At 63.7% G+C, this 14,982-nt stretch carries 15 protein-coding genes and 1 pseudogene; 6 read left to right on the top strand and 10 right to left on the bottom strand.

The genetic code is table 11. The features are described 5' to 3' along the window. A pseudogene (locus NKI72_RS09465) lies at positions 1–370 on the top strand (thymidine phosphorylase); the annotation flags it as partial. Here the strand turns inward: NKI72_RS09465 and NKI72_RS09460 are convergent. The 3 genes from NKI72_RS09460 to NKI72_RS09450 form a co-directional block, all read right to left on the bottom strand. Then, positions 371–931 (bottom strand): TIGR02281 family clan AA aspartic protease, encoded by a 561-nt coding sequence (locus tag NKI72_RS09460; RefSeq protein ID WP_352818250.1) that lies wholly within the window; start codon positions 929–931, stop codon positions 371–373. A 100-nt stretch (positions 932–1,031) separates the two neighbouring features. After that, entirely contained in the window at positions 1,032–1,661 is a 630-nt protein-coding gene (gene upp / locus NKI72_RS09455) for a uracil phosphoribosyltransferase (protein WP_023675320.1), read from the bottom strand. 128 nt (positions 1,662–1,789) lie between these two features. Then, positions 1,790–2,764, bottom strand: coding sequence for an adenosine deaminase (locus NKI72_RS09450; protein ID WP_352612969.1), 975 nt, complete (start codon positions 2,762–2,764; stop codon positions 1,790–1,792). Between the two features lie 167 nt (positions 2,765–2,931). Between NKI72_RS09450 and ubiE the strand changes: the two genes are divergently transcribed. The 3 genes from ubiE to coaBC all read left to right on the top strand — a co-directional run bounded on the left by ubiE (position 2,932) and on the right by coaBC (position 6,870). Continuing rightward, positions 2,932–3,708 (top strand): bifunctional demethylmenaquinone methyltransferase/2-methoxy-6-polyprenyl-1,4-benzoquinol methylase UbiE, encoded by a 777-nt coding sequence (ubiE, locus tag NKI72_RS09445; RefSeq protein WP_352818247.1) that lies wholly within the window; start codon positions 2,932–2,934, stop codon positions 3,706–3,708. Positions 3,709–3,772: 64 nt separating this feature from the next. Continuing rightward, complete coding sequence (ubiB, locus tag NKI72_RS09440; protein ID WP_352832516.1) at positions 3,773–5,347, top strand: 2-polyprenylphenol 6-hydroxylase; 1,575 nt, start codon at positions 3,773–3,775, stop codon at positions 5,345–5,347. A gap of 65 nt (positions 5,348–5,412) precedes the next feature. Beyond that, complete coding sequence (coaBC, locus tag NKI72_RS09435; RefSeq protein ID WP_352850075.1) at positions 5,413–6,870, top strand: bifunctional phosphopantothenoylcysteine decarboxylase/phosphopantothenate--cysteine ligase CoaBC; 1,458 nt, start codon at positions 5,413–5,415, stop codon at positions 6,868–6,870. Here the strand turns inward: coaBC and NKI72_RS09430 are convergent. From NKI72_RS09430 to NKI72_RS09405, 6 genes are all read right to left on the bottom strand, one after another. Beyond that, entirely contained in the window at positions 6,867–8,324 is a 1,458-nt protein-coding gene (locus NKI72_RS09430) for an MFS transporter (RefSeq protein ID WP_352832510.1), read from the bottom strand. The genes coaBC and NKI72_RS09430 overlap by 4 nt on opposite strands. Positions 8,325–8,734: 410 nt before the next feature. Then, a complete protein-coding gene (locus tag NKI72_RS09425) occupies positions 8,735–9,208 on the bottom strand; it encodes a DUF992 domain-containing protein (RefSeq protein WP_352469481.1) in 474 nt (157 codons plus the stop codon). A 136-nt stretch (positions 9,209–9,344) separates the two neighbouring features. Beyond that, a complete protein-coding gene (locus NKI72_RS09420) occupies positions 9,345–10,190 on the bottom strand; it encodes a tetratricopeptide repeat protein (protein WP_352832508.1) in 846 nt (281 codons plus the stop codon). Positions 10,191–10,351: 161 nt separating this feature from the next. Next, positions 10,352–10,624: a 30S ribosomal protein S21 gene (gene rpsU, locus NKI72_RS09415; protein WP_023675331.1), complete on the bottom strand. Its 273-nt coding sequence runs from the start codon at positions 10,622–10,624 to the stop codon at positions 10,352–10,354. Positions 10,625–10,890: 266 nt separating this feature from the next. Further along, entirely contained in the window at positions 10,891–11,277 is a 387-nt protein-coding gene (locus tag NKI72_RS09410; RefSeq protein WP_352454023.1) for an SET domain-containing protein, read from the bottom strand. A 129-nt stretch (positions 11,278–11,406) separates the two neighbouring features. After that, on the bottom strand, positions 11,407–12,165 hold the full coding sequence (locus NKI72_RS09405) for an SDR family oxidoreductase (RefSeq protein ID WP_352832506.1): 759 nt from the start codon (positions 12,163–12,165) through the stop codon (positions 11,407–11,409). 192 nt (positions 12,166–12,357) lie between these two features. Between NKI72_RS09405 and NKI72_RS09400 the strand changes: the two genes are divergently transcribed. Continuing rightward, positions 12,358–13,101, top strand: coding sequence for a hypothetical protein (locus tag NKI72_RS09400; RefSeq protein ID WP_352850073.1), 744 nt, complete (start codon positions 12,358–12,360; stop codon positions 13,099–13,101). 47 nt (positions 13,102–13,148) lie between these two features. Here NKI72_RS09400 and NKI72_RS09395 read toward each other — a convergent pair whose 3' ends face one another. Continuing rightward, positions 13,149–13,523, bottom strand: coding sequence for a YrdB family protein (locus NKI72_RS09395; protein WP_352832500.1), 375 nt, complete (start codon positions 13,521–13,523; stop codon positions 13,149–13,151). A gap of 199 nt (positions 13,524–13,722) precedes the next feature. Here NKI72_RS09395 and NKI72_RS09390 point away from each other — a divergent pair, with 199 nt between their 5' ends. Beyond that, the gene (locus NKI72_RS09390) at positions 13,723–14,976 is read left to right on the top strand and encodes a sarcosine oxidase subunit beta (RefSeq protein WP_352469485.1); all 1,254 of its coding nucleotides are present in this window, start codon (positions 13,723–13,725) and stop codon (positions 14,974–14,976) included. The last annotated feature ends 6 nt before the right edge of the window (positions 14,977–14,982 follow it).

Here is a 14,982-nt window from a genome sequence, read left to right as displayed (position 1 = left end):
GGGTGGTCCCGTCGACTTTGTCGACAATACGGAAAAATATCTTCCGAAAGCGGCAACGGAATTCGCGGTCAAGGCGAGCGCGAACGGCTTTGTCACCGGCATCGCGACCCGCGAGATCGGGCTTGCCGTGGTCGGGCTTGGCGGCGGGCGGACGCGGCCCGACGACAGGATCGATCACGCCGTCGGCATCACCAGGCTGTTGCCGGTCGGCGCTGAAGTGCGGGCCGGCGAAGCGCTGGCGCTGGTCCATGCCCGCAATACCGGGGATGCCGAAGCGGCCGCGGCCGCGGTGCTTTCGGCCTATACCATCGGCACTTCCAAACCGGCCACGGAGAAAACCGTCATCCGGCGGATCCTGCCGCGCGGGTAATCACTGAACCAGCAGCAGCTTGCCGTCTTCGACCTGGTATTTGTCGAGCCGCTGCAGAAAGCTCATGCCGATCAGGTTGGTGTGCAGCGCCCTGTCGTCGAGCACGACGGCCTCGACGCCCTCGACGGTGATCTTGCCGATCTGCAGGCGGTCAATCGTCACCACGGCGGCCTTGATCGCACCATTGGCGGTGTTGACCTGATGGCTGAAGTCCGTCGAATTGAGCGAGATGCCGATCCTGCGCGCGGTCGAGGTGTTGATGGCGACGAGCGTCGCACCGGTATCGATCATGCCGTCGACCTGGCGACCGTTCAACTTGAAGACCGACATGAAATGCCCGCGCGCGTCCGCGGTGACGACGACCTTGCGGCCGAGCGGCTGCGGCGTTGCCGGCCTGTCCGGGACGGCGGCGAGATTCAGGTTGGTTTGAGTGTCGGCCGGCCTGGCTCCGATGGCGGATTTCAACAGCCGCTCGATTACCTGTGAATTGGACTGATACACGATCGGCAGCGATGCCGACGTTCCGGCAAACACGCCAAGGATGAGGAGCTTGCGCAGCATGGACCGGCCTTTGTGGTTGCCGATCCTTAGTCCGACATGGTGATTGCCGCTTTAACGAGTGCGGAAACCAGCCGTTTGCGTAAACAATCGGTAAACGGATCTATTTGGTGCCGTACATGCGGTCGCCGGCATCGCCGAGACCCGGCATGATGTAGCCCTTTTCGTTGAGTTGGCGGTCGATGGAAGCGGTGAAGACCGGAACATCGGGATGCGCCTGGGTAAAACGCTCGAGGCCCTCTGGTGCCGCCAGCAGGCAGAGGAAGCGGATGTTGGTGGCACCGCGGCCTTTCAGCTTGTCGATCGCCGCGATCGCCGAATTGGCGGTCGCCAGCATCGGGTCGACGACGATCACCAGTCGGTCGGCGAGGTCGCCCGGCGCCTTGAAGAAATACTCGACCGCTTCCAGCGTCTCATGGTCGCGATAGAGGCCGATATGGGCGACACGCGCCGCCGGCACCAGATCGAGCAGGCCTTCGAGCAAGCCGTTGCCGGCGCGCAGCACCGAGGCGAAGACCAGTTTCTTGCCCTCCAGCGTCGGCGCCTCCATCGTTTCGATCGGCGTCTCGATGGTCGTCGTCGTCAGTTCCAGGTTGCGGGTGACCTCGTAGCCGAGCAGCAGCGAGATCTCGCGCAGCAGCCGCCGGAAGCCGGCCGTCGAGGTTTCCTTCTTGCGCATGATGGTCAGCTTGTGCTGGACAAGCGGATGGTCGACGACGGTGACGCCCTTCATGGTGTTCTCCAACTGCGCAAGTGAATGGTGAATGGTGAATAGTGAATAGTGAACTGGTTTGCGAGTCCTTGGTTGCGCGGAAAAACTCGCGGCTGACGGACCGAAGCGCCGGGTGAACCATTCACCATTCACCTGCCCTTGGCGCCGAGCCTGCCCAGCAGCACCGCCCTGGTCTTCCTGTCGACGAAGGCTGCCTCGATGGCCGTCCTGGTGACGGCGGTGAGCGCCTTGTCGTCCATCGCAAAATGCTCGGCAGCGATGTCGTATTCGCGTTTCAGCGAGGTCCAGAAGTAGGGCGGGTCATCGGAGTTGAGCGTCACCTTGCAGCCCGCTGCCCGCAAGGCGGGGAAGGGATGGTCGGCGAAGCTGTCGAAGATTTTCAGGGCGATGTTGGAGCCAGGGCAGCATTCGAGCACGACGCCTTCGTCGGCGATGCGCCGCACAAGCTCGGGGTTCTCGATGGCGCGCACGCCATGGCCGATGCGAGACGGGCGGATGTGGTCGAGTGCCGCCTCGACGCTCTCCCAGCCCATCAATTCGCCGGCATGGACGGTGATGCCGAGGCCGGCCTCGCGGGCGATCTCGAAGGCCCTAACATAATCTTCCAGGTCGCCTATCCGCTCGTCGCCGGCGACGCCGAAACCGGTGACCAGCGGATGCCCGCAGCGCGCGGCGAAACGCGCCGCCCGCTCGATCGATTCGACACCGAAATTGCGCACGCCGGTGACGATCATGCGGCCTTCGATGCCGGTCTTCGCCTTGGCGCGGGCCATGCCTTCGCCGAGCGCGTCGGTATAGGCCTTCGGCGACAGCCCGGCCTTGCTGGCATGGTCGGGCGAGGTGAAAACCTCGGAATAGATGGCGCCGTCGCGGGCGAGGCTGGTCAGGTAATGATCGGCCAGCCGCGCATAGTCTTCTTCGGTGCGGAACAGGTCCGACGAGAAGTCGTAGGCGGCGAGGAAAGAGGTGAAGTCGCGCCAGACGAAGGAGCCGTCCTGGATGTAGGGCGAGGCATCCTTGCCGTATTTCTCAGCTTGGCGGAGGACGAGTTCAGGCGCCGCTGCCCCTTCGATGTGGCAGTGCAGTTCTGCTTTCAAAGGCATTCAATTATCCCGTCAGGCTTTTTCTTATGACGCAAGTTCCTGTCGGAAAACCGTGTGACACTTTTCCGGAACCTGCTTCGAAGCGCGGCCGAACACCGCGCCTTAAACAATAGCGCCCGCACCATCGATCGGCTATGGTCCCGCCGATTTTATGGCGGATCAAAACGATGTCGGTTGAAAGAACCACTGCTGCGGGCGGCATGGAAACCTCTTATGGTTTCAAGCGGGTAGGGCCAGGCGACAAGCAGTCCCTGGTCAATGATGTTTTCCACAAGGTGGCGAACCGCTACGACCTGATGAACGACCTGATGTCGGCCGGCTTGCATCGATTGTGGAAGGACGCCATGGTCGCCTGGCTCAATCCACCGAAGCGGCCGGGCTGGAGCGTTCTCGACGTTGCCGGCGGCACCGGCGATGTCGCCTTCCGCATCGTCGAGGCGAGCGGCAGGCACGCTCATGCAACGGTTCTCGATATCAACGGCTCGATGCTCGCCGTCGGCCGCGACCGGGCCGAGAAAAAAGGCCTGTCGGCAAATACCGATTTCGTCGAAGCCAATGCCGAGGAACTGCCTTTTGCCGACGCTACTTTCGACGCCTACACCATCGCTTTCGGCATCCGCAACGTGCCGCGCATCGATGTGGCGCTTGCCGAAGCCTATCGCGTGCTGAAGCCTGGCGGGCGCTTTCTCTGCCTTGAATTCTCCGAGGTCGAGATGCCGCTGCTCGACAAGGTCTATAAAGCATGGTCGTTCAACGCCATTCCGCGGATCGGCAAGGTGGTGACCGGCGATGACGAGCCCTATTCCTATCTGGTCGAATCGATCCGCAAGTTTCCCAATCAGCAGAATTTCGCGGCGATGATTTCGCGCGCGGGCTTCGAGCGCGCCTCGTTCCGCAATTATTCCGGCGGCATTGCCGCGCTTCATTCGGGCTGGAAGCTTTGAGGCTGGCCCGCATTTTCCGACCTGCCTTGCGCCAGTTCAGGAAACCGGCAGGGCAAAGCCAGCCATGAGCAGCATCGGCGCTGGTTTCAGGCTCGTGCGGGCCGGCTGGGTGCTTGTGCGCGAGGGCGTCATCGCGGCTTTGCCCGGTGACGAGCTCTTCGGCTTGCCGAAATTCGGCTGGCGCATGGCCCGGCTATTCACCCGCCGTCGGGCGCTTGCCTATGAGCGCGGCGACAGGTTGGCCAAGGCGGTCGTGCGGCTCGGCCCATCCTACGTCAAGCTCGGCCAGTTCCTGGCGACACGGCCGGATGTCGTCGGCAACGATATCGCGCTTGATCTTGCCATGCTGCAGGACAAGATGCAGACCTTTCCCAAGGCCGAGGCCATAGCGGCGATAGAAGCATCGCTCGGACGCAAGGTCGGTGAGCTCTATGCCAGTTTTGGCGAGGCCGTCGCCGCCGCCTCGATCGCCCAGGTCCATACCGCTGAAACCCTGCAGGACGGCGTCGTTAGGCGAGTGGCGGTGAAGGTCATCCGGCCGGGCGTGCGCCGCCGCTTCTTTCGCGATCTCGAAAGCTATTTCCTCGCCGCCCGGCTGCAGGAAAAGTACATCCCGTCGTCGCGCCGGCTGCGGCCGGTCGAGGTGACGGAGACGCTGGCCCAGACTACCAAGATCGAAATGGATTTGAGGCTGGAGGCAGCGGCTTTTTCGGAGCTCGGCGAGAATACCAAGGACGATCCCGGCTTCCGTGTGCCGTCGGTCGACTGGGAGCGCACCGGTCGTGACGTGCTGACCATGGAATGGGTCGACGGCATCAAGATGAACGATATTGCCGGCCTGACCGCCGCCGGCCACGACCTGAAGGCGATTGCCGCCAACCTCGTTCAGTCGTTTCTGCGCCATACGCTGCGTGACGGTTTCTTCCACGCCGACATGCACCCGGGCAACCTGTTTATAGAAGCCGATGGCACCATCGTCGCCGTCGATCTCGGCATTGCCGGCCGGCTCGGCAAAAAGGAGCGCCGCTTCCTCGCCGAAATCCTCTACGGGTTCATCACGCGCGATTACCAGCGCGTCGCCGAGGTGCATTTCGAGGCCGGCTACGTGCCGCGCCAGCACAATGTCGCCGCCTTCGCCCAGGCGATCCGGGCGATCGGCGAACCGATCCACGGCCAGCCTGCCGAGACCATCTCGATGGCCAAGCTGCTGACGCTGCTGTTCGAAGTGACCGACCTCTTCGACATGGCGACGCGGTCCGAGCTGGTGCTGCTGCAGAAGACCATGGTCGTCGTCGAAGGCGTCGCCCGCACCCTCGACCCGGCCTTCAACATGTGGAAGACGTCGGAGCCGGTGGTGAGCGGCTGGATTGCCCGCAACCTCGGCCCGCGCGCCCTGCTGGCCGATGCGCGCGACGGTGCCAACGCGCTGCTGGCGCTGGCCCGCCAGGCACCGGACCTCGCCGCCCGCACCGAGCGGCTGTCGCGTGAGATCGACCTGATGGCCGAACACGGCCTGCGCTTCGACGAAAGGACCGCACGCGCGATCGGCAAGGCCGAGGCGCGCTACACCCGCTCCGGCCGGCTGGCGCTGTGGGTGATCGCATTGACGCTCGTGTATATCGCCGGGCGTATTTTCTAGCGCTTGTTGCAAAGTGATTGCATTGCTATCATTGCACTCAGCAATTCCGGGCAAGGTGCAATCAGATGGCCAGCATCACGATCCGCAACCTTGATGACGAGGTCAAGGACCTGCTGCGCCGACTGGCGGCGGAGAATGGCCGGTCGATGGAAGACCAGGCGCGGGTGATGATCCGCGCAGCGGTCGAAGGTCAGTTCGGTTCGGCCGGTCGCATCGACCAGATCGAGAAAACACTGCGCGAACTGACGAGTTCGCAGAGTCCAGCAGCGCCGGTGGTCGCCGTCTCCAGCCCGCGAGGCATCCTCTCCGGCAAGCGCATCCTGCTGATCATCGGCGGCGGCATCGCCGCCTACAAGGCGCTCGACCTGATCCGCCGGCTGCGCGAGCGCGGCGCGGCAGTGCGGGTGGTGATGACCGCGGCGGCGCAGGAGTTCGTCACTACGCTGACGGCCGGGGCGCTGTCGGCCGACCATGTTTTCACCGAATTGTTCGACCGGCAGGACGAGCACGACATCGGCCATATCAGGCTGTCGCGCGAGGCCGACCTTTTGGTCGTGGCGCCGGCCACCGCCGACCTGATGGCAAAGCTCGCCAATGGCCATGCCAACGACCTTGCCTCGACCGTGCTCATCGCCACCGACAAGCGAGTTTTGATGGCGCCGGCGATGAACCCGAAAATGTGGGCGCATCCGGCGGCCCGCCGCAACCGCGCGACGCTGAGCAAGGACGGCGTCGCATTCGTCGGCCCGGCGAAGGGCGAGATGGCCGAGAGCAACGAGGTGGGCGAGGGCCGCATGGCCGAGCCGCTGGAGATCGTCGCCGCGATCGAGGCGCTGCTCGACAGCCGGCCAAAGCCGCTGGCGGGCAGGAAGATCATTGTCACCTCCGGGCCGACGCATGAACCGATCGACCCGGTCCGCTACATCGCCAACCGGTCGTCGGGCAAGCAGGGCCACGCCATTGCGGCGGCGCTGGCCAGGCTCGGTGCCGACGTGCGTCTCGTCTCCGGCCCGGTCGGCATTGCCGATCCGGCCGGCGTCGCCACGCTGCACGTCGAAACGGCCGTCGAGATGAAGGACGCCGTCGAGCAGCTGCTGCCGGCCGACGCGGCAGTGTTCGTCGCGGCTGTCGCCGACTGGCGCACTCAAAGTTCGGCCGGGGAAAAGATCAAGAAGGTGGCGGGCGAGGGGCCACCGGCGCTGCAGATGGTGGAAAATCCCGATATTCTCGCCGGTGTCGGGCATCACAAAAAGCGGCCGATGCTGGTGGTCGGTTTCGCCGCGGAGACGCAGGACCTGGTCAGGAATGCCGAGGCCAAGCTTGCAAAAAAGGGTGCCGATCTTATCGTTGCCAATGATGTCTCCCATGAAGATGGTTCCCCGGGCGTGATGGGCGGCGACCGCAACAAGGTGCGGATCGTCTCGAAGGCCGGCGTCGAGGAATGGCCGGAGATGAGCAAGGACGAGGTGGCGACGCGGCTCGCGGCGCTGATCGCCGACCGGATGAAGACGGTCGTTGTCTAGTCAATCTCCCCCACGGAGATTGACAGCTTCGCCGGCTCCGTGTCGGTCGCCCCCGAAATCCGCAAGGCGGCAAGGCATCCCAGGATTCCGAGCGGGATAAACGCCAGGAACAGCCAGGCGGCGACACTTGCCGCGGCCTCACGGTTCAGGCCTTCGGAAAAGCCGCTGGCGTTGGCGACGATGCCGGTCAGTGCCGCACCCACGGCATAACCGATGCGCTGCATGGTCGGCACAGCGGCCGAGGCGATCGTCTGCTCGCCTTCCTTGGCCGATGCCACGATGACACGCGTGACGAACGGCCAGGCGATGCCGAAACCGCCGCCTTGCAGCAAGGCACAAAGCAGGATCAACGGGATAGAGCCGGCCGGCACCGTATAGGCGAAACCGGCGACGCCCGTGGCGATCATCAGCGCCCCGCCGACGATGATCAGCCGCTCGCGTTCCGGCGGCGCATTGGCGACGAGGATCGACAGGATCGACCAGGCGATCGATTCGGCGGCGATGATGTAGCCGGTGGTCAGGATCGGAATGCCGTGCAGGCTGGTCAGAAGCAGCGGACCGTAGACGGTAAAGGAGCAGGTCGCCACCGAGAACGCGGCGACCATGGTCATGCCCGCGCCAACCGGCGAGCGCCATGAGAACAGCCGTGACGGGAACAGGCGCGAGCGCGGCTTCAGTGCGTCGATATAGATAAACAGCGCCAGGCCGACCAGGCCGAGGGTGAGCAGCAGCGACGAGCGCAGCAGGGCAATGTCGACGCCGGCGGTGGCAATCAGCACGACGCTGACGGCGAGGCAGCCAAGTGCCGCAAAGGGAAAGGGCGGCGCCGAGCCGCCCGTCGCCTGCGGCCTTGTTGCTTCCGGTGTGTCGAGCACGATGAAGCTTGCCAGCGCCATCGCCGTGCCGCCGAGGGTAAAGACACCGAAGGCCCAGCGCCAGGACGAGAATTCGGTCATGACCGCGCCGAGCACGGGGCCGCTGAAGGCGGCGACGCCCCAGATCGCCGACATGACGCCGAAAAGCTGCGGCCAGATCGCGCGGGCAAACAGCCGCTCGACCGAGACGAAGGCCAGCGACACCAGCGCGCCGCCACCGAGCCCCTCGATCAGGCGGCCGCAGAGGAACAGCGGCATCGAAGGCGCGGTGGCGCAGACCAGCGCGCCGGCGGCATAGAGCATTGCGGCGACCATCATGTTGGTACGCAGCGCGACATAGCTCACCAGCCGTCCGGCGGCCGCACCGGCAACGATGGCGCCGAGCTCGTAGATCGCCAGCGACCAGCCGACCAGTTGCACGCCGGCGAGTTCGCCGACCATGGCCGGCATGACCGTTGCCACCATGGTTTCGTTGGTGGCGTGCAGCAGGATGCCGAGGCTGATGAAGCAGAAGCGCGCCAGGTCGCCGCTCGCCCACAGCGCGCGCCAGTCGACCCTGTTTGTGCTTGTCTTGGTCATCCGGTCCCCCAGGCTTTCTCAGACGCTGGTCTGAAGTATTGGAGCGTTCTTCACGTCCAAATGAGTACATGCCGCAGTATGGGAGGACTTCTAGAACCTCAACCGTAGTTGAGATCAAGCGGTCTTGATCGCCGTTGACGTGGCGGATTTCAAAATTGTGCGATGGGGGACGATCACGAGGCGTTGAGATTCTGGTCAGACCGAAGACAAGCAATATTGGATCGCCGCAATCTTCGGTGACGGTAACGGCATGAACACAATTGCCATGCCGTGATCTTCGAGCGCCGCAACTTTGAACATCAGGGCGGCCCGTCCTCTGCGGAGTGGGCCTGCCGGAATCTATGAGCCTTCGGCAGCTATTCGCAGGCCGACACCTACGCTCCTCGCCGCTCGGGAGCCATGCTGCGCCGTTATTTGAACGAGTGGATCAGGTCGAGCGAGGTGACGGCGACCGCCAGGTTGACGCCGGTCTGTGCCTGGACACTGAGCGGCTGCAGCGAAAAGGCGCTGTCGAGGCCGCCGACCAGGAGATTGGCGCCGCCACCGGTGACCACGCTGGCCTCGGCGTTCACGCCATAGTAGCTGCCGGCAAGGTCGCCTTCATCGTGGTTGCGGGTCGCCGCCAGAACCGCCCATACCAGCTGGCCCTGATGCGTCCGGCCGACATCGACGCCGAGCTTGGAAATCACCCCGGTATAGACTTCAGAGGGGCCGCCACGATGCGGACGAAAGACACAGGAAACACCCTTGTTGGAAGTGACGAGATAGGCCGTGCCGCCGTCGATGGTGCAGTCGAGCACGCCGAGCTGGAGTTTGCTGGCGCTGGCGGGAGCGGCAACGACGGTCGTGGCGAGAACAGCGGCACAAGCGAGTTTCTTGATCATGGCAGGGTCCTTTCGAAATTGCCTTGTACAAACGGCTGAGCACGCCGAGCGTTCCGCCGAAAACTTGGCGCCAGCAAGGCGAAGCTAAACGCAGGGTTGTCGGAGTGCGGAAACGGAGGCCCGATTAACCGGCCGCTCAGCCAGCACTGGTGCGGGCCAGGCCGTCCTTGGCCGGCTGGTAGGTCGGATTGAGGTGCACGGCCTCGCGGTAGGATTTCGCGGCCCTGACCTTGTCGCCGCGCCGCTCGTAGATCAACGCCTGGTTGGACCAGGCCTCAGCATTCTTGCCGTCGAGCTTGATGGCCATGTTGAAGTCGGCGAAGGCATTGTCCTCGTCGTTCATGGCAAGGTAGGAGAGGCCGCGCCCGTTGTAAGGCTCGGAGGCGTCCGGCGCCAACGAAATGGCGGTCGAGAAATCCTCGATGGCAAAGGCGTGCTGGCCCTGGCTCTGGTAGATCAGGCCGCGATTGTGATAGGCGCGCGCATCGGTCGTGTCGAGCTGGATGGCTTTCTGGAAATCGTTGAAGGCTTCCTGGACCCGGCCCGCCCTGCGGTAGAGATTGCCGCGGCCGATATAGGCGGCGTCATAGTTGGAATTGATCTGGATCGAGCGATTGTAGTCGGCGAGCGCGCTCGCCTGATCGCCGAGGAAGCGCTGGATGAGCGCACGGTTCGAATAGGCCTGGTAAAAATTCGGATTGAGCTGGATGGCAGTGTTGAAGTCCTTCAGCGCCGCCTGGTACTGGCCGCCGCGGCCATAGGCCGAGCCGCGCACATTGTAGGCTTCCGGATCCTGGGGGTTGCGCTGGATCACCGCCGACAGCGAGGAGATGTTCTCGCTCGAGCCTTGCGCCTTGTCGATGTTGTTGAACTCGCCGGTCGGAACGCTCTGGCAGCTGGCAAGCACCATCCCGGAAAGCAGGGCTGCCGTCAGGGCGAGGCCGCGCCACGCGGTTCTGCGCTCTACGGTGATTGCGTCCATATCTGCCCTGTCCTTACTGCGCCGTCTGGTCCGTTCCCCCTCCGAACCGGCATCTCTCCCAACCGGTCCTCTCGGACCGGGTCGAACTCACAACAAAAAGGTGGCGGCGATTCCGCATCGCGCCACCTTGGATATCCTTGGAAAAGGACGAAAAATTGACGTCAGAACCGCGGCGGACGCGGAGCACCGGCACCGGCAGCACCGGCCGCGACCGGACGCGGCGTCATCGGCAGCAGGCCTTCGCGCTGGGCGCGCTTGCGGGCCAGCTTGCGGGCACGACGCACGGCTTCCGCCTTTTCACGGGCGCGCTTCTCGGAGGGCTTTTCGTAATGTCCGCGCATCTTCATTTCGCGGAAGATGCCTTCGCGCTGCATCTTTTTCTTGAGCGCGCGAAGCGCCTGATCAACATTGTTGTCGCGGACGAGTACCTGCACGTGCAATCCTGTCTTTCGGGTTTGAAATCAACAGGCAAGCGGCCATAGCCGCAAGCCTCCGCGGCGCGTTACACCACGAATTGGGGCGGCTGATAGCAGAATCAAGGGGCTCTGTCCACAGCCGATTGAGAGGCGGTGCCGATCCCGAAACGAAAAACCCGCCTCGGGGGCGGGTCCTTGGTGTGAATCAGCACCATATCAAGATTAGTAGCATAGCTGACGGCACAAAGCAAGAACAAAATTCGCCTTGGGCCAGATAGGCGCCGCTACGCCGTGGCCAGGTGGAGCTGCTCGAAACCCTCGAAGAACTCGCCGTAGTCGCAGGTTATTTCCTCGCCGGCGGCGATGTCGCGGGTCGCGGTGGCCCCGCCATATTGCGAAAAGTCGGTGTTCGGCTTGTCGGCGTGGTTCATGAAGCGGCCATTGTCGACCTCATAGACCATGAAGCCCGGCCGGTCCGGACTCGGATAGGCATATCTGTCGAGCAATTCCTTGAGGTGCGGCGGCGCCGTCTCGTATCTTTCCATCGGGATCAGCCGGTCGAAGTCCGGATCGAGCCGCCAGATCTGCGCCCCTTTCCGGATCGGCTCGGCGGCGAACACGCCGACGCCTTCGATTGCGCTTGCAGCGATATAGGTCCTGATCAGCAGCATGTTTCCAACCCGTTTTCGAGGAGAAGACGGAATCGTCAAATCGCCGGGAAAAGCAAGACCGGTTTTTCCGGCATTGCGGCTGGCGGGCCGACATTGCGGCTGGCGGGCCGACGCCAACCGCGAAACGCTTTACGTGCGGGTGATCGAGACACCGCCGTCGGCGAACAGTGCCGTGCCGGTGGTGAAGCTCGATGCATCGGAAGCCAGGTAAAGCGCCGAGCGGGCGATCTCCTCTGGCTCGGCGACGCGCTTCAAGGCATGCAGGTTTTCGACGAACGCCCGCGATTCAGGTGTGTTGAATGTCGCCGAAGGCGTGTCGGTGCCGCCCGGCAGCAGCGCGTTGACTCGAATCCCCTTGGCGCCAAATTCGGCGGCCAGCACCTGCGTCAATCCGATCAGTCCGGCCTTGCTCGCGGCATAGCTGGTCATGCCGGGCATGCCGACCGTGTAGCCGACGAAGGTTGAGGTGAAGATCAACGAGCCGCCGCCGCGTTCGACCATCGCCGGCACCTGGTATTTCGCGCCGAGAAAGGCGCTGGTCAGATTGGTATCGAGCGTCTCGCGCCAGCCCTCCAGCGACAGCTCAGAGACCGGCCCCATCCTGCCGACCGAGCCGGCATTGTTGAAGGCGATGTCGAGCCCGCCGAATTTCTCGACCGCCAGGTCGACCAGGACTTTCGCGTAGGCCTCGTCACGGACATCGCCGGCAAGAGCGATAGCCGTGCCGTCGGCGTCTTCGATTTCGGCAACCAGCGCATCGAGTTCCGCCTGGCGGCGGGCGGCGACGACGAGCCTGGCGCCTTCCTCGGCAAAGAGCTTTGCCGTGGCGCGGCCGATGCCGGAACTGGCGCCAGTGACGATGGCGACCTTGTTGGCGAGTGCGAACATTTTCTGCATCCTTTTTTGGCGCCGGCTCTTGCCGGCAATCGGATGCTTGGTCGCAGATAGAGGCGGTGCGAGCCACCCGATACCTGCGCTGTGGCCGACAGCGCTTCTTGACGTCCGCTGGCCACCAGGCTACGGGTCGTCATCCAAACTTGCGGGTGGACGCGCCACCCATTTGCAATGACCCCCCAAGACATGATGAGCAAGTTGCTGGAGCCCGGCTACGAGGGCGACAGCGAGTTGACGTGGGCTCTTCGTTCGGAATTTGGCAAAGGCTTTCCGATCGAAAACCTCCGGCCGCTGCTGGTCTCCAGCAATGGCCAGACACAAGCTGCAGCGGTGTTCATAGCGGTCGAAATGGGTTCCAGGCTCAGCTACAAGCTAAATTGTGTTGTCGCCGAGATAGCCGATCTGCTCGATAGCAAAGCTTCTCATCTCCGCTTCGACGCAATCGAGGCGCTTCTGGGATGCACCCCGCCGGCCGATGCCGCCATTCTCGGCCGCGTGATGCTGCGGCTGGATGACGAACATGCCGGCGTTCGGTGGAGAGTCGTCCAGTTCATCTGCCTTGCACAGCGCTGGCAGCTAGGGCTTGCGGTGGAAAATGCCGCCGCGCTTCGCCCGGACTCGGCTTTCACGACACTGGTCGACGCCTATGGTCATTATGTCATGCCGAGTTCCAAGGACCTGCCACGGTTACTCGAACATCCGGATGCGGTTTTGCGGCGCTTTGCGGCGGCCGTGGCTATCAGGCCGCGCGAGGTGATCGTCGAGCGCTTCGTGGCCATGGCGGAGCAGTCGGACGATGCGGAAATTCGTCAAATCGCTGCCGATTGCCACAAAGGTTATTTGCGGGCGACCTATGCGATTGGGCCGTCCATCCTGAAGCGTGCTCCGGCTGACCCCTCAAAAGGCGAAGCTCAGAAGAGCGACCAGTGAAAGCACGGCGCAAAACGGCAAGCGCCGTCGCAAACGGTGCAAGGCGACTATTGCCTAAGCAGCCAGCCGAGCCGATCGAGCGAAAATGCGTAGCTGACGGCGATCAGCAGGGCGACGGCAATGCCGGCTGTCGTGTAACCGGCCAGGTGGAATCCGGCAGCGCCGCCGAACAGGATGACGAGCTCGAGCACCAGCCGCACACCGCCCGGCACCGGAATCGGCGCCCGCCCCGACCGGCTCGGATCGTTCGGCACCGCGAAGATTCCCCAGAGCGCGGCGGCAACGAACGGCAATGACATGGCAAGGATCCAGCGCCACATGCCCGCTGAGAGGCTCCAGCCCGCCATGCCGAGGCCGAGCAAAGCGGCGAGCTCCAGCAAGAAGCGCAATGTCAGATTCCACCAGACGTTACCCACCGCCATAATCCTCCGATCGTCAGGCGACGGATAGCGGTGGAAGGCAATTGCATCAACCTGCCGGATGCGGCTTTTTCACCACGGCGCAAAACGGCAAGCGCCGTCGCAAACAGTGCAAGGCTGGCAGCACGGTTTCGCTAGTGATACAAGCTCGCGCGCCGGGGTTCGAGTGGATGCCCGGCCGTCATTTGCGAGGCCTGCGACGTTGAAGAAATACTCGGTATTCGCCATCGCCCGCGAGGCCATGCGCGGTCACAAGGGCTGGGAGGAACAATGGTCCTCGCCGGAGCCGAAGAAGGAATACGACGTCATCATCGTCGGCGCCGGCGGCCACGGCCTGGCCACCGCCTATTATCTCGCCACCGTGCACGGCATCACCAACGTCGCGGTATTGGAAAAAGGCTGGCTGGGCGGCGGCAATACCGGGCGCAACACCACCATCATCCGCTCGAACTATCTCTACGACGAGAGCGCCGGCATCTACGACCATGCGCTGAAGCTGTGGGACGGGCTCAGCCAGGAGCTCAACTACAACGTCATGTATTCGCCGCGCGGCGTCATGATGCTCGCCCATAACATCCACGACATCCAGGTCCTGAAGCGGCACGTCCATGCCAACCGGCTGAACGGCATCGACAATGAATGGCTGACGCCGGAGCAGGCCAAGGAATTCTGCCCGCCGCTCAACATTTCGCGCAATGCGCGCTATCCGGTGATGGGCGCCTCCCTGCAGCGCCGCGGCGGCACGGCGCGGCACGATGCCGTCGCCTGGGGCTATGCGCGCGGCGCCTCGGCGCGCGGCGTCCACATCATCCAGAATTGCGAGGTCACCGGCGTCAAACGGGCGCCGAACGGCGCGGTCACCGGTGTCGAGACGACGCGCGGCTTCATCGGTGCCAGGAAGGTCGGCGTGGTTGCCGCCGGGCACTCATCGGTGATCATGAACATGGCTGGCGTGCGCATGCCGCTGGAAAGCTATCCGCTGCAGGCGCTGGTGTCGGAGCCGGTCAAGCCGGTGGTGCCTTGCGTGGTGATGTCGAACACCGTGCATGCCTATATCTCGCAGTCCGACAAGGGCGAACTGGTCATCGGCGCCGGCACCGACCAATATGTCTCCTATTCGCAGACCGGCGGGCTGCACATTTTGCAGCATACGCTGGACGCCATCTGCGAGATGTTCCCGATCTTCACGCGCATGAAGATGCTGCGCTCATGGGGCGGCATCGTCGATGTGACGCCGGACCGTTCGCCGATCCTGGCCAAGACGCCGGTGCCCGGCCTCTATGTCAATTGCGGCTGGGGCACAGGCGGCTTCAAGGCGACGCCGGGTTCGGGCCATGTCTTTGCCCATACGATCGCCAGGGACGATCCGCACCCGATCAACGCGCCCTTCACCATCGAGCGCTTCCGCACCGGCCGCCTCATCGACGAGGCGGCGGCGGCAGCGGTGGCGCACTGAAGCCGA

The sequence above is a fragment of the Mesorhizobium sp. M0437 genome, assembly GCF_040321335.1.
Lineage (GTDB): Bacteria > Pseudomonadota > Alphaproteobacteria > Rhizobiales > Rhizobiaceae > Mesorhizobium.
This window is presented reverse-complemented; position numbering and strand designations above follow the sequence as displayed.